Source organism: Bradyrhizobium sp. USDA 4011, from assembly GCF_054063415.1.
This window is the reverse complement of the sequence record NZ_JBSSGG010000001.1, coordinates 1281234-1303820: the sequence shown is the minus strand read 5'-3', so window position 1 is coordinate 1303820 and position 22587 is coordinate 1281234. Positions and strand designations below refer to the sequence as shown.

General features: G+C 66.7%; 14 protein-coding genes and 2 pseudogenes. 9 read left to right on the top strand and 7 right to left on the bottom strand.

Translation table 11 applies throughout. The annotated features are described in order from the left end of the window. Positions 1–33: 33 nt before the first annotated feature. The 8 genes and pseudogenes from ccmI (at position 34) to ACVW1C_RS06155 (ending at position 11350) form a co-directional block, all read left to right on the top strand. Positions 34–1177 (top strand): annotated as a pseudogene (gene ccmI, locus ACVW1C_RS06190) (c-type cytochrome biogenesis protein CcmI). Positions 1178–1180: 3 nt separating this feature from the next. After that, on the top strand, positions 1181–1675 hold the full coding sequence (gene ccmE / locus ACVW1C_RS06185; RefSeq protein WP_456757646.1) for a cytochrome c maturation protein CcmE: 495 nt from the start codon (positions 1181–1183) through the stop codon (positions 1673–1675). Further along, positions 1672–3660, top strand: coding sequence for a heme lyase CcmF/NrfE family subunit (locus ACVW1C_RS06180; RefSeq protein ID WP_456757645.1), 1989 nt, complete (start codon positions 1672–1674; stop codon positions 3658–3660). Before ccmE ends, ACVW1C_RS06180 begins: the two co-directional genes overlap by 4 nt. Further along, a complete protein-coding gene (locus ACVW1C_RS06175) occupies positions 3660–4166 on the top strand; it encodes a cytochrome c-type biogenesis protein (RefSeq protein ID WP_456757644.1) in 507 nt (168 codons plus the stop codon). Before ACVW1C_RS06180 ends, ACVW1C_RS06175 begins: the two co-directional genes overlap by 1 nt. A 171-nt stretch (positions 4167–4337) precedes the next feature. Then, positions 4338–5921 carry a Do family serine endopeptidase gene (locus tag ACVW1C_RS06170; RefSeq protein WP_456757643.1) on the top strand — a complete coding sequence of 528 codons (1584 nt, stop codon included), beginning with the start codon at positions 4338–4340 and terminating at the stop codon, positions 5919–5921. A gap of 349 nt (positions 5922–6270) precedes the next feature. Then, positions 6271–6951 carry a response regulator transcription factor gene (locus tag ACVW1C_RS06165; RefSeq protein ID WP_212311653.1) on the top strand — a complete coding sequence of 227 codons (681 nt, stop codon included), beginning with the start codon at positions 6271–6273 and terminating at the stop codon, positions 6949–6951. After that, positions 6935–8389 carry an ATP-binding protein gene (locus ACVW1C_RS06160; protein WP_456757642.1) on the top strand — a complete coding sequence of 485 codons (1455 nt, stop codon included), beginning with the start codon at positions 6935–6937 and terminating at the stop codon, positions 8387–8389. The genes ACVW1C_RS06165 and ACVW1C_RS06160 overlap by 17 nt, the downstream gene beginning before the upstream one ends. Continuing rightward, positions 8386–11350, top strand: a pseudogene (locus ACVW1C_RS06155) (bifunctional [glutamine synthetase] adenylyltransferase/[glutamine synthetase]-adenylyl-L-tyrosine phosphorylase). The gene ACVW1C_RS06160 and the pseudogene ACVW1C_RS06155 overlap by 4 nt, the downstream one beginning before the upstream one ends. A gap of 140 nt (positions 11351–11490) precedes the next feature. Here ACVW1C_RS06155 and ACVW1C_RS06150 read toward each other — a convergent pair. Genes ACVW1C_RS06150 through ACVW1C_RS06130 form a run of 5 tightly spaced genes read right to left on the bottom strand, consistent with a single transcriptional unit; the run spans position 11491 to position 17465 of the window. Then, positions 11491–11712 carry a formate dehydrogenase subunit delta gene (locus ACVW1C_RS06150; protein ID WP_173641858.1) on the bottom strand — a complete coding sequence of 74 codons (222 nt, stop codon included), beginning with the start codon at positions 11710–11712 and terminating at the stop codon, positions 11491–11493. Then, positions 11696–12532 carry a formate dehydrogenase accessory sulfurtransferase FdhD gene (gene fdhD / locus ACVW1C_RS06145; RefSeq protein ID WP_456757641.1) on the bottom strand — a complete coding sequence of 279 codons (837 nt, stop codon included), beginning with the start codon at positions 12530–12532 and terminating at the stop codon, positions 11696–11698. Before fdhD ends, ACVW1C_RS06150 begins: the two co-directional genes overlap by 17 nt. A 2-nt stretch (positions 12533–12534) precedes the next feature. Continuing rightward, positions 12535–15411, bottom strand: coding sequence for a formate dehydrogenase subunit alpha (gene fdhF / locus ACVW1C_RS06140; RefSeq protein WP_456757640.1), 2877 nt, complete (start codon positions 15409–15411; stop codon positions 12535–12537). 12 nt (positions 15412–15423) lie between these two features. Further along, positions 15424–16992, bottom strand: a complete 1569-nt coding sequence (locus ACVW1C_RS06135) for an NADH-ubiquinone oxidoreductase-F iron-sulfur binding region domain-containing protein (protein ID WP_456757639.1) — start codon at positions 16990–16992, stop codon at positions 15424–15426. After that, on the bottom strand, positions 16989–17465 hold the full coding sequence (locus tag ACVW1C_RS06130) for a formate dehydrogenase subunit gamma (RefSeq protein ID WP_456757638.1): 477 nt from the start codon (positions 17463–17465) through the stop codon (positions 16989–16991). The genes ACVW1C_RS06135 and ACVW1C_RS06130 overlap by 4 nt, the downstream gene beginning before the upstream one ends. A gap of 256 nt (positions 17466–17721) precedes the next feature. On the opposite strand from ACVW1C_RS06130, the gene ACVW1C_RS06125 reads away from it, so the two are divergent. Next, positions 17722–18627, top strand: coding sequence for a LysR family transcriptional regulator (locus tag ACVW1C_RS06125; protein WP_456757637.1), 906 nt, complete (start codon positions 17722–17724; stop codon positions 18625–18627). On the opposite strand, the gene ACVW1C_RS06120 is transcribed toward ACVW1C_RS06125, so the two are convergent. Further along, entirely contained in the window at positions 18624–20945 is a 2322-nt protein-coding gene (locus tag ACVW1C_RS06120; protein WP_456757636.1) for an ATP-binding protein, read from the bottom strand. The genes ACVW1C_RS06125 and ACVW1C_RS06120 overlap by 4 nt on opposite strands. Positions 20946–21137: 192 nt before the next feature. Continuing rightward, positions 21138–22511: a cation diffusion facilitator family transporter gene (locus tag ACVW1C_RS06115; RefSeq protein ID WP_456757635.1), complete on the bottom strand. Its 1374-nt coding sequence runs from the start codon at positions 22509–22511 to the stop codon at positions 21138–21140. Positions 22512–22587: the final 76 nt, after the last annotated feature.

The following is a 22587-nucleotide window of genomic DNA, read 5'->3' as shown; positions in this document are numbered from 1 at the left end:
CGGAAAGCCGCCGTTCCATCCGGGAACCGCTTGATGACGCTGTGGTTTGTGTTCGCGCTGATGACGGTCGCGGCGATCTTTGCCGTGCTGTGGCCGCTCAGCCGCCGCGGACGGGCGGATACCGGCGGCAGTGAAGTCGTGGTCTACCGGGACCAGCTCGCCGAAATCGACCGCGACATGGCCGCCGGGATCATCGGCGCTGCCGAGGCCGACGCAGCGCGGATCGAGATCAGCCGCCGGCTGCTGGCCGCCGCCGACCAGAGCGGGCGCGAAGCCCCGGTGCAGGGCAGTCTCAGCCTGCGGCGCACTGCTGCGATCGTGGCCCTGGTCGGGCTGCCGGTCATCGCCTCGGGCTTCTATCTCGCGCTCGGCTCGCCGCGCCTTGGCGACTTTCCGCTCGCCGAGCGGAGCCGGGTGGCCGATGCCAACCAGCCGCTCACCAATCTGGTCGCGCAGGTCGAGGCCCATCTGGAGAAGAACCCGACCGACGGCCGCGGCTGGACGGTGCTGGCGCCGGTGCTGTCGCGCCTCGGCCGCTACGACGACGCGGTGCGCGCCTATCGCAATGCCATCACCTATGCCGGCGACAGCGCCGATCGCCGCCGCCGATCTCGGCGAGGCGTTGATGGGGAGCGCCGGCGGCGTCGTCACCGCGGACGCCAAGGCGGAGTTCGAGCGCTCGGTCGCGCTGAATGGCGACGACGCCAAGGCGAACTATTTTCTCGGCCTTGCCGCCGAGCAGGACGGCCGCAAGGCCGATGCCGCCGCGATCTGGCAGAAGTTGCTGGCGAAGGCACCGTCCGACGCGCCATGGCGGCCGCTGGTGCAGGCCGCGCTGGTGCGGGTCGGCGGCGTCAGCGCACCCGGCGGCGCTAGCTCGCCCGGTGGCGCCAGCGCGCCAGCATTGCCGGACAGCGCGGTGGCTGCGGCCAGGGACATGAGCGAGGCCGATCGCGGCACCATGATCCAGGGGATGGTCGATCGGCTGGCGACGCGGCTGAAGACGAACGGCGATGACGTCGAGGGCTGGCTGCGGCTGGTCCGCGCCTATCTCGTGATGGGACAGCGCGACAAGGCGATGAGCGCGCTTGCGGATGCCCGCCAGGCCGTGGCCAATGATGCGGACCGGTTGCGCCAGCTCAATGAGGGGCTGAAGAGTCTCGGGCTTGATGGATAGACCATGACCAGGAAGCAACGGCGTTTGACACTGATCGGCTGCGCGCTCGTCGTGCTGGCGATCGCCGCGGGCCTAGTGCTGAACGCGCTGCGCGATTCCATCGTGTTCTTCTCGACGCCCTCGATGGTCGCCGAAAAGCACCTTGGTGCGGGCAAGCGTTTCCGGCTCGGCGGCCTGGTCGAGCCGGGCTCGCTGAAGCGCGGCGATAATCTCGCCGTGACCTTCACCGTCGGTGATGGCGGCGCGACGCTGCCGGTTGCCTACAAGGGCATCCTGCCGGACCTGTTCCGCGAAGGGCAGGGCGTCGTCGCGGAAGGCGCGCTCGATGCGTCAGGTGTGTTCCGCGCCGACACCGTGCTCGCCAAGCATGACGAGACCTACATGCCGAAGGACGTCGCCGATGCCCTGAAGAAGCAGGGCCACTGGAAGGACGATTACGGCAAATCAAGCAACATGCCGAGCGCCTCTGCGGCGCCGACCCAGGGGGCCATGCGGTGATCGCCGAAAGCGGACATTATGCCCTGGTGCTCGCGCTTGCCCTCGCGTTGATCCAGTCCATCGTGCCGATCGTCGGCGCGCGCTGGCGCGATGCGGCGCTGATGAACGTCGCGCGCTCGACCGCGCTCGCTCAATTGCTGTTCGTCGCGGCGTCGTTCGCGGCGCTGGTGACGCTGCACGTCACCTCGGATTTCTCGGTCGCCAATGTCTACGAGAATTCGCACTCGCTGAAGCCGCTGCTCTACAAGATCACCGGCGTGTGGGGAAATCATGAAGGCTCGATGCTGCTGTGGGTGTCGATCCTGGCGCTGTTCGGCGGCCTCGTCGCGGCCTTCGGCAACAATTTGCCGCTGTCGCTGCGCGCGCATGTGCTGGCGGTGCAGGCCTGGGTCGCCAGCGCCTTCTACCTGTTCATCCTGATCACCTCGAACCCGTTCCTGCGCATCGCCAATCCGCCGATCGAGGGACGCGACCTCAATCCGGTGCTGCAGGATATCGGCCTCGCGGTGCATCCGCCGATGCTCTATCTCGGCTATGTCGGCTTCTCGATCTCGTTCTCGTTCGCGGTGGCGGCGCTGCTGGAAGGGCGGATCGACGCCGCCTGGGCGCGCTGGGTGCGGCCGTGGACGCTGATGGCGTGGATCTTCCTGACGCTCGGCATCGCGATGGGCTCCTACTGGGCCTATTACGAGCTCGGCTGGGGCGGCTGGTGGTTCTGGGATCCGGTCGAGAACGCCTCGCTGATGCCCTGGCTTGCCGGCACCGCGCTGTTGCATTCGGCGCTGGTGATGGAGAAGCGCAACGCGCTGAAGGTCTGGACCGTCCTGCTGTCGATCCTGACGTTTTCGCTGTCGCTGCTCGGCACCTTCCTGGTGCGCTCCGGCGTGCTGACGTCGGTCCACGCCTTCGCCACCGATCCGACGCGCGGCTGCGTCTTTATCCTGCTGATCCTGTTCGTCTTCATCGGCGGCAGCCTGTCGCTTTATGCCTGGCGCGCGCCGGCGCTGAAGCAGGGCGGGCTGTTCGCGCCGATCTCGCGCGAAGGCGCGCTGGTGCTCAACAATCTGCTGCTCACCACCGCCTGCGCGACGGTGTTCATCGGCACGCTGTATCCGCTGGCGCTCGAGGTCCTGACCGGCGAGAAGATCTCGGTCGGCGCGCCGTTCTTCAATTTCACCTTCGCGCCGCTGTTCGTGCCGCTGCTGCTCGCGGTGCCGTTCGGGCCGCTGCTGGCCTGGAAGCGCGGCGACCTGCTCGGCGCCGCGCAGCGGCTGATGGTCGCCGGCATCGCCGCGCTGGTTGCGATCGCGCTGGTGCTTGCGTGGACCTATGGCGGCGCGACGCTGGCGCCGCTCGCGATCGGGCTTGCGGCCTTCGTGATCATGGGCGCGCTGTGCGACCTCGGCGAACGCATCGCGCTGTTCCGGATTCCGCTGTCGCTCTCGCTGCGCCGCGCACGCGGCTTGCCGCGCGCGACCTGGGGCACGGCCTTCGCGCATGCCGGCCTCGGCGTCGCACTGATCGGGATCGTCTGCGAGACCACCTGGAACAGCGAATATATCGGCTCCATGAAGCCGGACGACGTCGCCCGCGTCGCCGGCTACGAGCTGCGGCTCGACGGCCTGAACCCGCGGCAGGGGCCGAACTTCCGCGAGATGGTCGCGCAATTCACCGTGACGCGGGACGGCGAGAAGGTCAGCGAGATGACGCCGTCGAAGCGCAACTTCACCACCCGCGGCGCCTCGACGACCGAGGCCGCTCTGCTGACGCGCGGCGCCAGCCAGCTCTATATCTCGCTCGGCGACACCTCGGCCGACGGCGCGATCGCGGTGCGGATCTATCACAAGCCGCTGGTGCTGATGATCTGGTGGGGCCCGGTGCTGATGGCCTTCGGCGGCATGCTGTCGCTATCCGACCGCCGCTTGCGGGTCGGCGCGCCGAAACCGGCGGCGAAAGCGGCGCGCGCATTGCAGGCGGCCGAGTGATGCGGTCGCGCGCCCTTGCAGCCGCCGCGCTTGCGGCGACCCTGGTGCTCGGTGCGATGCCCGCCCGGGCCGTGCTGCCCGACGAGATCATGGCGGACCCGGCGAAGGAGGCGAGGGCGCGCGAGCTCTCCAAGGAACTGCGCTGCATGGTCTGCCAGAACCAGTCGATCGACGATTCCGAGGCGCCGCTGGCGCGCGACCTCCGCCTGCTGGTGCGTGAACGGATCTCGGCCGGCGACAGCGACCGCCAGGTGATCGATTTCCTGGTGGCCCGCTACGGCGAATTCGTGCTGCTGAAGCCGCGCCTCAACGAGCACACGCTGGTGCTGTGGCTGACCCCGCCGCTGGCGCTTTTGCTGGGCGGTTTCGCACTCTGGCGGCTCGGCCGGCGCAAGGCAAATCCGGCCGCCGGCGGGGGCGATCCCACCCCCGGGTTGACGTCCGACGAAGAGGCCCGCCTGCAACGGCTGCTGGCGGCCGAATCCGCGCCGGACAAGCCGCTTTAGTTCCTTTCTAAACCCTTAATTTGCATGCGCTATTCTGCCGCAGCACCGGCCGGCTCAATTACCAAAGTTTAATTCCGCAGCCAGCGCGCCGTAAGGCTGATGACCCCATGTTCAGACGCATCAGGTGCTCGCCCCGGCACCGACTGATTCTGGCCCTGGAGACATCAAGACATGACCGACCGTCCCGACCTCTCGACCCTTCCGTCCTACAAGGCGCCGAAGCGCTCGCTTTTCTCTGCCCGCAAGCTCGCGCTGATGGCGTCGGTCGTGGCCGGCCTCGGTGCCGCCACCTACGGCTTCAGCCCCACCCACAACCCGGCCGACCTGTTCACGACGCCCGCGCACGCGCAGGTCAATAACGAGGTCAAGAAGGTTCAGCAGCCGGTCGGGTTTGCCGACATCGTCGAGCGGGTGAAGCCGTCGGTGATCTCGGTCAAGGTCAACATTCGCGAGAAGGTCGCGAAGGACGACGGCAACAATGACGATTCGCCGTTCCAGCCGGGTTCGCCGATGGAGCGCTTCTTCCGCCGCTTCGGCGGTCCGGATGGCCTGCCCCCGGGCCTGCGCGGTGGACCGCGTGGCGGTGGCGTGGTGACGGGCCAGGGCTCCGGCTTCTTCATCTCGGCTGACGGCTATGCCGTGACCAACAATCACGTCGTCGACGGCGCCGACAAGGTCGAGGTCACGACCGACGACGGCAAGACCTATTCCGCCAAGGTGATCGGCACCGATCCGCGCACCGATCTCGCGCTGATCAAGGTCGAGGGCGGCTCCAATTTCCAGTTCGCCAAGCTCTCCGACACCAAGCCGCGCATCGGCGACTGGGTGCTGGCGGTCGGCAATCCCTTCGGTCTCGGCGGCACCGTGACCGCGGGCATCGTCTCCGCCTCCGGCCGCGACATCGGCAATGGTCCGTACGACGATTTCATCCAGATCGATGCGCCCGTGAACAAGGGCAATTCGGGCGGCCCGGCGTTCGACGTGTCCGGTGAGGTGATGGGTGTGAATACCGCGATCTACTCGCCGTCCGGCGGCAGCGTCGGCATCGCGTTCTCGATCCCGGCCCAGACCGTCAAGAGCGTCGTTGCCCAACTGAAGGACAAGGGTTCGGTCAGCCGCGGCTGGATCGGCGTCCAGATCCAGCCGGTGACCTCCGACATCGCCGACAGCCTCGGCATGAAGAAGGCCGAAGGCGCGCTGGTTGCCGAACCGCAGGCCAACGGCCCCGCGGCCAAGGCCGGCATCGAGTCCGGTGACGTCATCACCGCCGTCAATGGCGAGCCGGTGAAGGATGCGCGCGAACTCGCCCGCACCATCGGTGGCCTCGCGCCCGGCAATGCCGTGAAGCTGACCGTGCTGCACAAGGGTCAGGACAAGACCGTCAACCTCACGCTCGGCCAGTTGCCGAACAATTTGGAAGCCAAGGCTGACACCGACAACAGCGACAAGGGCAGCTCGTCCCGTGGCACCGACGTGCCGAAACTGGGCCTCACTGTGGCACCTGCCAACAGCGTGGCCGGCGCCGGCAAGGAAGGCGTGGTCGTGACCGAAGTCGATCCCAAGAGTGCTGCCGCTGAGCGGGGCTTCAAGGAAGGCGACGTGATCCTCGAGGTCGCCGGCAAGTCCGTCGGCACCGCCGGTGAGGTGCGTGATGCGATCACCGCGGCGCGCAATGACAACAAGAACAGCGTTCTCATGCGCGTGAAGAGCGGCGGTTCGTCGCGCTTTGTGGCAGTGCCGCTGGCCAAGGGATAACTATCTATGAGTTGGAACGCGTCGCCGGCATTCGTCGCCCCCGCCGACGGCGCGTTCCGGGGGGCGGGCCCCTTGCTCGCTCCCTATGTTGCCTTTCGATGGAATATGCCCCCCTCTGTCGGAAGGTCTCAGGGCGGTGAGGTCCCCCAGCTTCACCGCCCACTTTTTTCAGCGCCGCATGATCCGGAAAAGTGGAAACCGGTTTTCCCCCGCGACAAACCCGGAACGGGTTTGCGCGGAGATCATGCGCCCACAAGATTCCCGGAATATTCGCGGTCGTCTTGCATGTGCAGGCCGGCCGCGCCATGCTGACAGAGGGCCCATTCCCGTGACCGCAACCGCTCCGCAAATGCGCATCCTGATCATCGAAGACGACCGCGAGTCAGCGGACTATCTGGTCAAGGCGTTCCGCGAAGTCGGCTATATCGCCGATCTCGCCTCCGACGGCGAGGAAGGCCTGTCGATGGCGGAAACCGGCGACTACGACGTGCTGGTTGTGGATCGCATGCTGCCGAAGCGGGACGGCCTGTCGCTGATCGGCATTCTGCGCGACAAGGGCAACCGGACGCCGGTCCTGATCCTCTCGGCGCTCGGCCAGGTCGACGACCGCATCAAGGGTCTGCGCGCCGGCGGCGACGACTATCTGCCGAAACCCTATTCCTTTGCCGAGCTGCTCGCGCGCGTCGAAGTGCTGTCGCGGCGCAATGTCGGGCCGGCCGAGGAGACCACCTACCGCGTCGGCGACCTCGAGCTCGATCGCCTGTCGCATCGCGTCGCCCGCGGCAAGGACGAGCTGACCTTGCAGCCGCGCGAGTTCCGCCTGCTCGAATATCTGATGAAGCACGCAGGCCAGGTGGTGACGCGCACCATGCTGCTCGAAAACGTCTGGGATTATCATTTCGATCCGCAGACCAACGTCATCGACGTCCACATCTCGCGGCTGCGCTCCAAGATCGACAAGGGCTTTGAGCGGCCGCTGCTGCATACCATCCGCGGCGCGGGGTATATGATCCGTGACGGCATTCGGTAAACTGATCCGGACCACGGCGTTTCGGCTGACGCTGGTCTACCTGTTCCTGTTCGCGCTGTTTGCCGCCTCGCTGCTGGCTTACTTTGCCTGGAACACGCGGCGGCTGATCACCGAGCAGATCACGACGACCGTCAACGTCGAGATCGGCGAGATCACCGCCATCTATAACCGTCGCGGCCTGCACGGCCTGCTGACCACCATGGGCAATCGTGCGCTGCGGCCGGGCGCCAACCTCTATCTCTTGACGGCGCCGAACGGGCAGGCGCTGGCCGGCAATGTCGGCTCGCTGGCGCCCGGCGTGATGAGCGTGCAGGGCTGGAGCGAGACCGCCTATCGCCGGTTCGACGACCAGGACAAGACCGATCACCGCGCGCTGGTGCGGGTCACCGAGATGGACAACGGTTTCCGCCTCCTGGTCGGACGCGACCTCGAGGAGCGGCGGCGGTTGTTCGGCATCGTCGCCAAGGCCGCGCAATGGTCGATCCTCGTCGTCGTCGTGCTCGGCATCGGCGGCGGCATCTTCGTCGCGCGCCGCGTGCTGCACCGGATCGACGCCATGACCGGCACCACCAAGCGCATCATGGCGGGCGATCTGTCCGGCCGGCTGCCGGTCGGCCGCAGCGGCGACGAGCTCGACCGTCTCGCGGAAAATCTCAATGTCATGCTGGAGCGCATCGAGGCGCTGATGACCGGGTTGAAGGAGGTCTCGGACAACATCGCCCACGACCTCAAGACTCCGCTGACGCGGCTGCGCAACCGCGCCGAGGAGGCGCTGGCGCGGTCGGGCTGCGAGGCCGATTATCGCGCGGCGCTGGAGCGGACGATCGAGGAATCCGACGGCTTGATCCGCACCTTCAACGCGCTGCTGATGATCGCGCGTGCCGAGTCCGGCCAGGCGCGCGGCAACATGGACGATTTCGACGGTGCCGACGTCGCCAACGGCATCCACGAATTGTACGAGCCGCTCGCCGAGGACGACGGCATGACGCTGCAGGTGAAGACTTCGCCGGCGCCGATTCACGGCAACCGGGAATTGATCAGCCAGGCGGTCGCCAACCTGGTCGAGAACGCCATCAAATATGGCAAGCCCGAACCGGGCGTGGAGCCGATGAAGGCCGATGCGCGGGAGATCCTGATCGAGGCCCGGCGCGAGGGCGATCAGGTCCTGCTCAGCGTCACCGACCACGGTCCCGGCATCCCCGAGGGTGACCGCAAGCACGCGGTGGAGCGCTTCGTCCGGCTCGAAGCCAGCCGCACCTTACCCGGGTCCGGTCTCGGCCTCAGCCTGGCCTCGGCGGTTGCCACGCTCCACGGCGGCGAGCTGCGGCTCGGCGATGCCCATCCGGGGCTGGTGGCCACCCTGGTGCTGCCGGCGCGGGCGGGCGGCAGTGACAGGCTTGCGGCTCAAACGCAGGATGTGCCACAGAAGGCGGCATGAATGCCGCCGCGCCGGGAAACGCGGATCGACACCATCTGGCCGCGCGGTTCGCGGACGGACCGCGTGTCGCCGCTCCCGTATCCGCCGATCAGCGCCTGACCGACTGGTTCGCCGAGCTCGAGCCGGCGCAATCGGCTGCGCTCGCGGCGCTGCTGGAGCACCCGTTCGCACGGGACATCTTGCGCGGCATCGCCGAATTCTCGCCCTATCTGTTCGAGCTCGCGAGGGCTGATGCCGCGCGGCTGATCCGGATCCTGTCATGCGACCCGGAGTCGCATCTTGCGAACCTGATCGAGACCACCTCGCGCGACGTGCTCGCCGCCGGCAGCGAGGCCGACGTGATGGTTCTGCTTCGCCGCATGAAGGCGGAGGCCGCGCTGATGATCGCGCTGTGCGATATCGGCGGCGTCTGGCCGGTGATGCGGGTGACGGCGGCGCTGACCGACATTGCGGTGAATTCGGTGCAGTCGGCGCTGCGATATCTGTTTCTGCAGGAGGTCGCCCGCGGCCGCATGACTGTCGTCGATCCCGAGCATCCGGAAGCGGGTTCGGGCCTGATCGTGCTTGCGATGGGCAAGATGGGCGCGGGCGAGCTGAACTATTCCAGCGACATCGACCTGATCGTGTTCTTCGATCGCGCGGCCACCTCGCTCGCCGAGGATATCGAGCCGCAGCCGTTCTTCGTCCGCGTGACCCAGGCGATGGCACGGATGCTGCAGCAGCGCTCGGGCGAGGGCTATGTGTTCCGGGTCGATCTCAGGCTGCGTCCGGACCCGGCCTCGACCCAGGTCGCGATCTCGACCGACGCGGCCTTGCATTATTACGAGCGCGAGGGGCGTACCTGGGAACGCGCCGCGATGATCAAGGCGCGGCCCTGCGCCGGCGATCCCAAGGCCGGCGAGGCGCTGATCGCCGAGCTCGCGCCGTTCGTATGGCGCAAGCATCTGGATTTTGCCGCGCTGGCCGACGTCCACGACATGAAGCGGCAGATGCAGACCTATCGCGGCCAGAGCGAGATCTCGGTCGAGGGCCACAACGTCAAGGTCGGCCGTGGCGGCATCCGCGAGATCGAATTCTTCGCCCAGACCCAGCAGCTGATCGCCGGTGGCCGCCATCCGGAGTTGCGGGTGCGGCCGACGCTGGAGGCGCTCAATGTGCTCGCCGAGAGCAACTGGATCACCTTCGAGGCGCGCGACGAGCTGACGACGGCCTACGAATTCCTGCGCCGGGTCGAGCACCGGCTGCAGATGATCGCCGACGAGCAGACCCATTCGCTGCCCGAGGAGCCGGAAGCGGTCGAGCGCTTTGCGCATTTCTTCGGCTACGCGAATCGCGAGGCCTTCGCCAGGGACCTGCTTGGCCAGCTCAAGATCGTGCAGAACCATTACGGCAAGCTGTTCGAGGGCGACGATCCGACCGGGAGCGCGAAGCTGCCGGATGTCGATTACGGGGCAGGCCCCGAAGACGGTCGCCTGATCGAGCATCTCGCCAGTCTCGGCTTCAAGAAGCCGGTCATGGTCGCCGGCACCGTGCAGCAATGGATCAAGGGTGATTATCGCGCATTGCGCGTGGAGGCGACGCGGGCGGCGTTCCTCGAATTCATTCCGGGCCTGATCGATGGGCTCGCGGATGCCGAGGAGCCTGACGATGCGGTCGCGGCGTTCGACCGTTTCCTCGGCGCGCTGCAGCGGGGCGGGCGGCTGATCTCGCTGCTGAGCCAGAACCGCGATTTCGTCGCATTGGTGGCGCTGATCCTTGGGGCGGCGCCGCGGCTCGGCGACATGCTGGCACGGCAGCCGCAGATCATGGATGGCCTGGTCGATCCGCGCTTCTTCGGCGCGATGCCGGACAAGAAGGAACTGTCGGAGCGACTTGCGGCCACGCTGCAGGATGCGTCGTCCTATGAGGACTTCCTCGATCGTCTGAGGCTGTTCGGCCAGGAGAGCCTGTTCCTGATCGGCACGCGGATCCTGTCCGGCACGGTGTCGGCGCAGCATGCCAGCACGGCCTTTGCCGACGTCGCGGAAGGCATCGTGCACACCGTGCACGGCCTCGTCACCGACCAGTTCGCCGCGCAATATGGCCGGATCAAGGGGCAGGAGACCGCGATCGTCGCGATGGGCCGGCTCGGCAGCCGCGAGATGACGGCGTCCTCCGACCTCGATTTGATCCTGCTCTACGATTTCGACAGCGAGGCGCCGGACTCCGACGGCGAGCGTTCGCTGCACGGCGCGCAGTATTTTGCCCGCTTCACCCAGCGCCTGATCAGCGCCTTCACGACCCGGACCAATTACGGCGTGCTCTATGAGGTCGACATGCGGCTGCGGCCGTCGGGGCGGGCCGGCCCGGTCGCCTCGCGGATCGATTCGTTTTCCGACTACCAGGAGCGCGAAGCGTGGACCTGGGAGCACATGGCGCTGACGCGCGCGCGCGTGATCTCGTCGTCGCCGCAGTTCCGCGAGAGGATCGAGGCGATCATCCGCAGCGTGCTGACCCGGCCGCGCGATGCAGCGTCGACCGCGGCCGACGTTGCGGACATGCGGCGCGCGATCGCGCTGGAGAAGGGCGAGGACGACGTCTGGGACCTCAAGCTCGCCGCCGGCGGGCTCGTCGACATCGACTTCATCGCGCAATATCTGCAGCTCGCGCACGCCTCAGCGAAGCCGGAGATCCTCAGCGTCTCGACGCTGCAGGTGCTCGAGCATGCCGCCAGGCTCGCGCCTGCTCGGCCAGTCCGAGGCCGAGATCCTGCGCTCGGCGGCGCGGCTCTATCATGATTTGACGCAGATCCTGCGGCTGTGCGTCACCGGCAAGTTCAATCCGGAGACCGCGGGCGAGGATCTGCGGCGCGTGATGGCGCGGGCCGGCGACGCGCCGGACTTCTCCGCGCTGGAGGCGCGCCTGCGCGAGACGCAGAGTGAAGTGCGCCGCGTCTTCAACGCGATCGTGGGCGGGGGGTAGGGAGAAGGAAGCTCGACCCGTCATCCTGATGAGCGCGTAGCGCGTCTCGAAGGATGCACGGCCACCAGCCGGGCCGTCGCCCTTCGAGACGGCCGCTTCGCGGCCTCCTCAGGGTGACGGTGATAGAGCAGGGCGGCTGGCTACGCCTGCTGCTTCAGCTTCTGCAAGGCATCGCGGACGTCGGGGTCGAGGCCGGCGCCGCCGGTGTCGAGATGGGCAAAGATCTGCTTGCGCATCCGCGGGTCCCAGAACTTCCAGATGTGCTCGGAAATGCCCTGCACGGCGCGGTCGTGCCCCTGGCTGTGGAAGAATTTCCCGATCTGGTTCGCCATATAGACCAGTTTGTCAGGCGACGACGACATAAGCGGACTCCTTGCCGGGCACCGCGCCTGTGACGCGTTCCGGATGCGTAAAGACTTCAAATCCATCCGCGCGGGCGATCGCGGCAAGCGTGATGCCGGCGGCATCCGCCATCCGTACCGCAAGCGCGGTCGGGGCCGACACGGCAGCAATCAGCGGCGCGCCGATCGCGGCGGTCTTCTGCACCATTTCGACCGAGACGCGGCTGGTCACCAGCACCACGCCATCACTTGTGACGACCTTGTCGCGGGCGAGCGCGCCGGCGAGCTTGTCGAGCGCATTGTGGCGGCCGACATCCTCGCGCAGCGCGACGATGCCGCGCGTGGCCGTCCAGAACGCGGCGGCGTGCGCGGCGCGGGTCTGGTGGTTGATCTCCTGCAGCGGCGCGACCGCCGCCACCGCAGCCATGATCTCGCGGGGCGCAAAGACGCGGCCCGCGGGCACCACCGCGGCCGGCCGGACCGCCTCGCTGATGGAATCGAGCCCGCACAGGCCGCAGCCGGTCGGGCCGGCGATGTTGCGCCGCCGCTCGGCGATCCGCTCGGCCTTGTCGGGCTTGAGCCACATCCGCAGCTCGATGCCGTCGTCGAGCTCGACGATGTCGAGGGCCTCGATCTCGTCGGCCGATTGCACGATGCCTTCGCTCAGGCTGAACCCGATTGCGAAGTCGCCGAGGTCCTCGGGCGAGCCCATCATCACGGCGTAGGTGCCGCCATTATAGGTCAGCGCCAGCGGCGTCTCCTCCGGGATCAAGCGCGCGCCCTCGCTGAAGACGCCGTCGCGCCAGACCTTCCGTATCGCCTTGTGGACAGGTTCGCGCATCGCTACTCCGCGGCTTCCACCACTGGCGCGATGCGGCGCGAGTGGCGTGCCTGCTCGTCATAGGCCTTCTGCCAGTCGGACGGACCGTTCGACGGCGAGATCTGCACGGCGGTCACCTTGTACTCCGGACAGTTGGTCGCCCAGTCCGAGAAGTCGGTCGTGATGACGTTGGCCTGGGTGTCGGGGTGGTGGAACGTGGTGTAGACCACGCCGGGCGCCACGCGATCGGTGATCTCGGCGCGCAGCGTGGTCTCGCCGGCACGGCTCGCCAGCCGTACCCAGTCGCCGTCGCGCACGCCGCGCTGCTCGGCGTCGTGCGGATGGATCTCGAGCCGGTCCTCGGCATGCCACACCACGTTCTCGGTGCGGCGGGTCTGCGCGCCGACATTGTACTGGCTGAGGATGCGGCCGGTGGTGAGCAGCAGCGGGTAGCGCGGGCCGGTGCGCTCGTCGGTCGCGATATATTCGGTGATGATGAACTTGCCCTTGCCGCGCACGAAGCCGCCGATATGCATCACCGGCGTGCCTTCCGGCGCCGTCTCGTTGCAAGGCCACTGCACCGAGCCGAGTTCATCGAGCTTGGCGTAGGAGACGCCGGTGAAGGTCGGCGTCAGCGCCGCGATCTCGTCCATGATTTCCGACGGATGGTTGTAGTGCATCTCGAAGCCCATCGCCTTGGCGAGCAGGATCGTCACTTCCCAGTCGGCATAGCCGTTGCGCGGCGTCATCACCTTGCGGACGCGCTGGATGCGGCGTTCGGCATTGGTGAAGGTACCGTCCTTTTCCAGGAAGGTCGAGCCGGGCAGGAAGACGTGGGCGTAGTTCGCGGTCTCGTTCAGGAAGAGATCGTGAACAATGACGCATTCCATCGCCGACAGCGCCGCCACCACATGCTTGGTGTTCGGGTCGGATTGCAGGATATCCTCGCCCTGCACGTAGAGCCCCATGAAGGTGCCCTCGATCGCGGCATCGAACATGTTGGGGATGCGCAGGCCCGGCTCGTTGTTGAGCTTGGCGTTCCACATCGCCTCGAACTGCTCGCGCACCGCGTCGCCGGAGATATGACGATAGCCGGGCAGCTCGTGCGGGAACGAGCCCATGTCGCAGGAGCCCTGCACGTTGTTCTGGCCGCGCAGCGGGTTCACACCGACGCCGGGCCGGCCGATATTGCCGGTGGCCATCGCGAGGTTGGCGATCGCGATCACGGTGGTCGAGCCCTGGCTGTGCTCGGTGACGCCGAGCCCGTAATAGATCGCGCCATTGCCGCCGGTGGCATAGATCCGCGCCGCCTCGCGCAGATCCTTCGGATCGACGCCGGTCATGACCGCGGTGGCTTCAGGGCTGTGCTTCGGCTCTGCGACGAAGGCGGCCCAATCCTCGAACTCGCTCCAGTCGCAGCGCTCGCGCACGAAGGCCTCGTCGACCAGCCCTTCGGTGACGATGACATGGGCGAGTGCGGTAAGCACCGCGACATTAGTGCCGGGCATCAGCGGCAGATGCAGCGCCTTCACATGCGGCGATTCCACCATCTCGGTGCGGCGCGGATCGATCACGATCAGCTTGGCGCCCTGGCGCAGCCGCTTCTTGAGGCGCGAAGCGAACACCGGGTGAGCCGAGGCAGGGTTGGCGCCGATGATCAGCACGACGTCGGTATCCTCCACCGAGTCGAAATCCTGCGTGCCGGCCGAAGTTCCAAAGGTTTGCGACAGGCCGTAGCCGGTCGGCGAATGACAGACGCGGGCGCAGGTGTCGACATTATTGTTGCCGAAGCCGGCGCGGATCAGCTTCTGCACCAGATAGGTCTCTTCGTTGGTGCAGCGCGACGAGGTGATGCCGCCGACCGCGTCGCGGCCGTATTTCTGCTGGATGCCCTTGAATTTCGCGGCGGCGAAATTCAGCGCCTCGTCCCACGACACTTCCTGCCAGGGATCCTCGATCCGCTCGCGGATCATCGGCTTCAGGATGCGCTCCTTGTGGGTGGTGTAGCCCCAGGCGAAGCGGCCCTTGACGCAGGAATGGCCGCGATTGGCCTTGCCGTCCTTCCACGGCACCATGCGCACCACTTCCTCGCCGCGCATCTCGGCCTTGAGGGCGCAGCCGACGCCGCAATAGGCGCAGGTGGTGACGACAGAGTGCTCGGGCTGGCCGATCTCGATCACGGATTTTTCGGTCAGCGTCGCGGTCGGGCAGGCCTGTACGCAGGCGCCGCAGGACACGCATTCGGAGCCGAGGAAGCTCTCGCTCATGCCGGGCGAGACGCGGCTGTCGAAGCCGCGGCCGGATATCGTCAGCGCGAAGGTGCCTTGCACTTCCTCGCAGGCGCGGACGCAGCGCGAGCAGACGATGCACTTCGAGGGATCGTAGGTGAAATAGGGATTGGATTCGTCCTTTGGCATCCAGTTGTCGTTTTCGCAGCCGTGCGATTTGGCGAAGACGTGGTTCTCGCCTTCATAACCGTAGCGCACGTCGCGCAGGCCGACCGCGCCCGCCATGTCCTGCAATTCGCAGTCGCCGTTCGCGGCGCAGGTCAGGCAGTCCAGCGGATGGTCGGAGATGTAGAGCTCCATCACGCCCTTGCGCAGCTTCTTCAGCCGCTCGCTCTGGGTATGCACGACGAGGCCAGGCATCACGGGCGTGGTGCAGGACGCGGGCGTGCCGGCGCGACCTTCGATCTCGACCAGGCAGAGCCGGCACGAGCCGAAGGCGTCGACCATGTCGGTCGCGCAGAGCTTTGGAATCTGGGTGCCGGCCTCCATCGCCGCGCGCATGATCGAGGTGCCCTCGGGCACCGTGATCTGATTGCCGTCGATGGTCAGCGTGACCATCGTCTCGGATTTGGATTTGGGCGTGCCGAAATCGATTTCCTGGATCAGCGACATCGTGATCTCCTGTTATTCCGCGGCCTGCAGCCGGGCCGGTGCGGGACCTAAATCTCCGCCAAAATCTTCCCGGAAGTGTTTCAGTGCGCTCATCACGGGGTAGGGGGTGAAGCCGCCGAGTGCGCACAGCGAGCCGAACTTCATGGTGTTACAGAGGTCTTCGATCACGGCGAGGTTTTCCGTCACGCGCTCGCCATTGATGATCTTGTTGATGGTCTCGACGCCGCGGGTCGAGCCGATCCGGCACGGCGTGCATTTGCCGCAGGATTCGACCGCGCAGAACTCCATCGCGAAGCGCGCCTGCTTGACCATGTCGACGGTGTCGTCGAACACCACGATGCCGCCATGGCCGATCAGGCCGTCGCGCGCGGCGAATGCCTCGTAGTCGAACGGCGTATCGAACAGCGCGCGGGGGAAGTAGGCGCCGAGCGGACCGCCGACCTGCACCGCGCGCACCGCCCGTCCGGTGAAGGTGCCGCCGCCAATCTCGTCGACGAGTTCGCCGAGCGTGACGCCGAACGCGGTCTCGAACAGGCCGCCATATCTGATGTTGCCGGCGAGCTGGATCGGCATCGTGCCGCGCGAACGGCCCATGCCGAAATCGGCGTAGGCCTTGGCGCCGTTGTCGAGGATGAAGGGGATCGCCGCGAACGATAGCACGTTGTTGATCACGCTCGGACGGCCGAACAGGCCCTTGTGCGCGGGCAGCGGCGGCTTGGCCCGCACGATGCCGCGGCGGCCCTCGAGGCTCTCCAGCAGCGAGGTCTCTTCGCCGCAGACATAGGCGCCGGCGCCGACCCGCACTTCGAGATCGAACTCATGCTTGGTGCCGCCGATCCGCTTGCCGAGGAAGCCGGCGCGCCGGGCGGCCACGATCGCCGCGTTCATCGCCTCGACCGCATGCGGATATTCCGAGCGAATGTAGATGTAGCCCCTGGTGGCGCCCACCGTGATACCCGCGATCGTCATGCCCTCGATCACGACGAAGGGATCGCCTTCCATGATCATGCGGTCGGCGAAGGTGCCGCTGTCGCCTTCGTCGGCGTTGCAGACGATGTATTTGCGGTCGGCGCTGGCCTGCGCCACCGTCTTCCACTTGATGCCGGTCGGGAAGCCGGCGCCGCCGCGGCCACGCAGGCCCGAGGTCGTGACGTCGGCAAGGATCTGGTCGGAGCTCAGTGTCAGCGCCCGCTCCAGGCCCTTGTAGCCGCCATGGGCGCGGTAGTCGTCGACCGAGCGCGGGTCGACCACGCCGCAGCGGACGAAGGTCAGCCGGGTCTGGCGCTTCAGCCAGGGAATCTCGTCCGTGACACCAAGCCGCAGGGCATGCTGGCCGTTGCCGGCCATCGCATCGAGCAGGGATGGCACGTCCTTAGGCGTCACCGGGCCGAACGCGATGCGGCCTTGGGCGGTCGAGAGCTCGACCATCGGCTCAAGCCAGCACAGCCCGCGCGAGCCGTTCCTGACAATCTCGATTGCTGCGCCACATGCTGCTGCGGCCTGCGCGAAGGCGAGGGCGACCTCGTCGGCGCCGACCGCGACGGCCGCGGCATCGCAGGGGACGTAAATTCGCATCGTCATCGCTGTGCCTCCGCGACCAGCGCATCGATCCGCGCTTCATCGAGCCGGCCGACCAGCCGGCCATCCAGCATCGCCGAGGGCGCGGTGGCGCAGAGCCCGAGGCAGTAGATCGGCTCCAGCGTTACGCGTTCGTCCGCCGTGGTATTCCCCAGGGAAACGCCGAGTTTGGCCTCCGCGCGCGCCGCAAGCCGATCCCCGCCGGCAGCCTGGCAGGCCTCGGCGCGGCAGAGCTTGAGGACGTGGCGTCCGGCCGGTTGTTTGCGGAAGTCATGGTAGAAGGTGAACACGCCGTGGACCTCGGCGCGGGACAGATTGAGCGCCTCCGCCACCATCGGGATCGCAGGCTCCGGCACATAGCCGAAGGCTTCCTGCAGCGCGTGCAGGATCACCAGCGTGGCGCCTTCAAGTCCGGCATGCTCGGCGATGATCTCAGCGCCGCGCGCCTTGTCCCAAGGTTCGTATCCCACCGTCATCAGCGCTTCTCACGATCCAGTTTTTGCTTTGCACATGAGAATTGGAATCCTTCGAAACATCAATAAAGCTGTCTCATGCGGCGATTGCGAAACGCGATTAATAGCGTTGCCGAATGGGTCGATCCGGGATCGCAATAATGTTCTGGAATCACGGACATTCGGGACGCTTTGGATTTCGGGATCGCACCCCGATCGTGCTACCTATGGACACGTCCGGCCGCCATTGGGGGCGCCGTTTTCCGAAGGGGTTTGAACCTTGATCGACAAGCTGGAACTTCTGCTGGCGCTGGCCAAGGAACGGCATTTCGGCCGCGCTGCGGAGGCCTGCGGGGTCACCCAACCGACGATGTCGACCAGTCTCAAGCAGCTCGAGGAGATCCTCGGCGTCATGCTGGTGCAGCGCGGATCGCGGTTTCAGGGTTTCACGCCGGAGGGCGAACGGACGCTGGACTGGGCGCGGCGCATTGTCGGCGACACGCGGGCGATGAAGCAGGAGATCGACAGCCTCAAGGACAAGCTGTCGGGCGAGATCCGCATCGCGGCGATCCCGACTGCGCTCGGCATGGTGGCTTCGCTCACCACGCCGTACCGGGCGCGCCATCCCGATGTGCGGTTTCGCATCCAGTCGTGCACGTCCGCCGACGTGCTCGGCCTGCTCGAGAATCTCGAGGTCGATGCCGGGCTGACCTACATCGAGAACGAGCCGATCGGCAAGGTCCGCACCATCCCGCTCTACAACGAGAGCTATCGTCTGCTGACGGCGCCCGATGCGATGTTCGGCGACCGCAAGCAGGTGACGTGGAAGGAAGTCGGCACCGTGCCGTTGTGCCTGCTCACGCCCGACATGCAGAACCGCCGCATCATCGATCGCGCGCTGACCTCGGTCGGCGCGGAGGCGACGCCGACGCTGACGTCGAATTCACTGCTCGTGCTCTACACCCATGTGAAGACCGGGCGCTGGGCCAGCGTGATGCCGGCCAAGCTCGCCGAGACGCTCGGCCTTGCCGATGCCGTGCGCAGCATTCCGATCGTCGATCCGGTCGTGGACTACAGCATCGGCCTGGTGATCCCGCAGCGCGATCCGATGACGCCGCTGATCGCAGCCCTGGTGCAGGTCGCACGCGAGGTCGCGCCGAAGCTGGAGAGCGTGCAGCCAGCCTAGGCCGCCTCTTGCAGCTTCGCCCGCAGGCTACGCGGATCGCGCGGCAGCGTGACGCGGACGACGGTGCCGACGCCGAGCTTGGAGCGCAGCTTCATCGAGCCGCCATGCAGGTTGGTGAGCGAGCGCGCGATCGCAAGCCCGAGGCCCGAGCCCTGGTAGCTCTTGGTGAGCTGGCTCTCGACCTGCTCGAACGGCTTGCCGAGCCGCCGCAGCGATTCCGGCGCGATGCCGATGCCGCTGTCGGCAATCAGCAGCACGATCGAGTCATCGAGCATCTGGCCGCGCACCAGCACGCGGCCGTTGTCGGGCGTGAACTTCACCGCGTTTGAGAGCAGGTTGACGATGATCTGCTTGACCGCGCGGCGGTCGGCGACGACCGAGATCGTGCTTTCGATATCCGATTCCAGAGACAGGCCCTTGTGCTCGGCGCGGCCGGAGACCACCCGCAGCGACTCGGCGAGGATGCCGGAGAGGTCGAGCGGCTCCATGTCGAACTTCATGCGGCCGGCCTCGATCTTCGACATGTCGAGGATGTCGTTGATGACCTCGAGCAGGTATTTCCCCGAGGTCAGGATGTCGTGGCAATATTCCGCGTACTTGTCCGAGCCGAGCGTGCCGAACAGGCCGCTGCCCATGATCTCGGAGAAGCCGATGATAGCGTTGAGCGGCGTGCGCAGCTCATGGCTCATGTTGGCGAGGAACTTCGACTTCGCGGCGTTGGCGTCCTCGGCGCGGGTCTTCTCCTGCGAATATTTTTCGGCGAGGTCGGCGAGCTCGACGGCCTGCCGCTCCAGCTCGGATTGCGAGCGCTGCAGGTCGATCACGGTGGCGCGCAGGCGCAGGTCGTTGTCGACCAGCTTCTGCTCGTGCGCCTTGATGCGCGTGATGTCGGTGCCGACCGAGACATAGCCGCCGTCCTTGGTGCGGCGTTCGCTGATATGCAGCCAGCTGCCGTCGTCGAGCTGCGCCTCGAAGGTGCGGGCGCCCGGCGCCGGCGCGCCGCTCTCGTGCAGGCGGGTGCGCACCTCGGGCATGCTGCCGACCTCGATCACGGTCTCATAGGAGGTGCCGGGACTCACCGCGGTATCCGGCAGCTTGTGCAGCCGCTGGAAGTGCGAGTTGCAGAGCACGAGGCGGTCCTCGGCGTCCCAGAGCACGAAGGCCTCCGGAATGGTCTCGATGGCGTCGCGCAGCCGGAGGTCGGCTTCCACCGACTTCTCGGCGAGGCTCTTCTGTTCGGTGATGTCGACGGCGATGCCGATCAGATGCAGGCCGCTGTCGGCCGCGGCGTGGCTGAGCTCGCAGCGGACGCGCAACCAGATCCAGTGGCCGCCGACATGTCGCATGCGGAAGCTCTGGTCGATGTGATCGATCTTGCCCGAGATCAGCTGCTCGGCGATGTCGAACAGGTTGATGTCGTCGGAGTTCACCAGCGCGTTGACCTCGCCGAAGGTGAGGAGGTCGTTGCGGGTATCGAGGCCGAGCAGGGTGAACATCGACTGCGACCAGAAGATCCTGCCGCGCGACAGGTCCCAGTCCCACAATCCGCAGCGGCCGCGATTGAGCGCGGTGTCGATCCGGCCGCGCACGGCGTCGTTGATCAGGTCGCCCTCGCGGGCGCGGGTCGATTGCCAGTGAAAGGCGAAGCCGAGGATCAGCACCACGAAGCTCGTGGTCGCCGACAGCGTCACCGAGAGCGCGGCGTCCGATCCCCAGATCGGCTCGTTCATCTCCTGGATGACGACGACCTGGCCGGGCAGCGACTTGACGAGTTGCGAGATCGCCAGCGCGCCGGTGCCGCCCGGCAACGTCATGTCACTGATGGCGCCCTGCTGGCCCGGTGCGACCAGGAGCTGCGCGGTGGAGACGATGTCGAGGACGCGGTCGTTCTCGCCGGCGCCGTCGATCGGCACACGGGCCAGCACGCGGTGATCGGCGCCGGTGATGATGACATGGCGGCCATCGGCGATGCCCCAGGACGGGATCAGGTCGGGCAGCAGCTCCTGCATCTGCTCGATATTGGCGAGCCGGTCGCGCCGCACCGAGGTCAGACGGTCGAGACGCTCGGCGAGGATGTCGGAGAGCGCGGCCAGGTCGCGCTTCATCGCGCCGCGCTTCTGCCGGTTCTGGTCGATCACCTGGACGAAGGCGCCGAGGCAGATCGTGATGAGGAAGGCGATGATCAGCGTAGGGACAGCGCGGCGCAGTGCAGGCTCGGCCGTCAAGAGCCTGTGATAGGCCGGTTTCGCGATCGACTGCGCCAATCCCTTGATCGAATCGGATTGGACGCAAGCGTTCGCTGCATGCGCGCGCGCCATGCCTTAGACCCCCATCTAAGCTGATTTTTTACCCGGATCGGATGCTCCCCACGTCGCTTCCGAATCATGATGATTTGAATCCAGATTTCCCGGGCTGTCGAGAGTCAACGATTCGTTAATGCGAAAAAAATCTTGTCCAAGAGAGAATCGCCGGGCGCAAAGTGAGTCCGAAACAGGAACGGCTCCGTAGAATTACGCGCGCGTCGGTTCTGCGTGACTGATCACACGCTTCACGGTTGGGAATGCGCGGCGCAGCTTGCGTTCGATCTCGTCGACGCTTTCGTGCACCTTGATCACGCTCATCGAGGGCTCGGCGCGGCAATGGAAGTTGACGATCTCGCCGGCGTCGCTGTTGCGGACCCGCACATTATGGATGTCATGGATCGCGCCACCATCGGCAAAGCCGGTCAGTGCGGCCTTGATGGCTTCGACGCGGTCGGGCGCGGCGTCGGTTCCCCAGGGCAGTTCCGGCTGCAGCGGCTCGATATGGGTGTCGACCTCGACGTCCTCGCCAAAGTCCTCGCGGATCGCGCGCTCGAGCTCGTGGGCGATGTCGTGCGCGGCGTCCAGCGCCATGTCGCTGTCGACCTCGAGGTCGATGCCGACGATCAGCTTGCCGCCGATGTCGTGGACGGTGACATGGTGGATCGCGAGACCGGAATTGCGCGCGATCACCATGATGCGCTCGCGCACGCTCTCATTGTCGCGCGCCACCGGCACCGCAGTAAAGGTGAGGTCGGCGTCCCCCAACGCCTTGGTCACCGCCTGCTGCGCCCTGCGTTTGATGTCCTCGACGCGGTCGATCGGGTAGGTGCGCGGCACGGTGACAAAGGCATCGATGAAATGCGTGGTGCCGACCATGCGGACCCGCAGCCGCTCGACGTCGACCACCCCCGGCACGGCTTCAATGGCGGCGGTGGCCTTTTCCAGCGCGCCTTCGGGCGCGCGGTCGAGCAGGGTCTCGACCGTCTCCCGCGCCATACGCAGGCCGAGCAGCGCGATCATCACGGCGACCGCAATGGCGGCTGCGGCATCGCCCCACCAGAAGCCGAGGCCGGCCAGCACCAGGCCGACGATGACGGCCGCGGATCCCATCACGTCGGAGGCGAAATGCAGCGCGTCGGCGGCCAGCGCCTGGCTCTTGGTGTCGCGCGCGGCGCGCTGCAGCGCGCGGGCGCGCCACAGATTGACCCCGATATCGAGGACAAGGACGATGAAGGGGATGGCTGAGATCGACGGCGGCGGCGCGCCCTCGCGCAGATGGCTGTAGGCCTGCACCAGGATGCCGCCGGCCAGCACATAGAGCAGGGCGATGATACCGAGCGCCGAGACGCTCTCGACCTTGCCGTGGCCGTAATGATGCTCGGCGTCGGCCGGCTGGTCCGACACCCGCACCACCGCCCAAGTGATGATGGTGGCGACCAAATCGATCGACGAGTGCAGCGCCTCTGATATCAGCGCCAGCGATCCGATCGCGATGCCGACGACGAATTTTGCGACCGCCATGCTGCCGCTGGCGAGGATCGAGATCGCGGCGACGGATGTCTTGGTCGAGGATGTGCTCATGGGCGGCGGTGTAGCAGGGAGTTGGTGAACATCAAGTGTCAGTCGTCGTTCGCCATGCGCAATCGCAACTCACTTG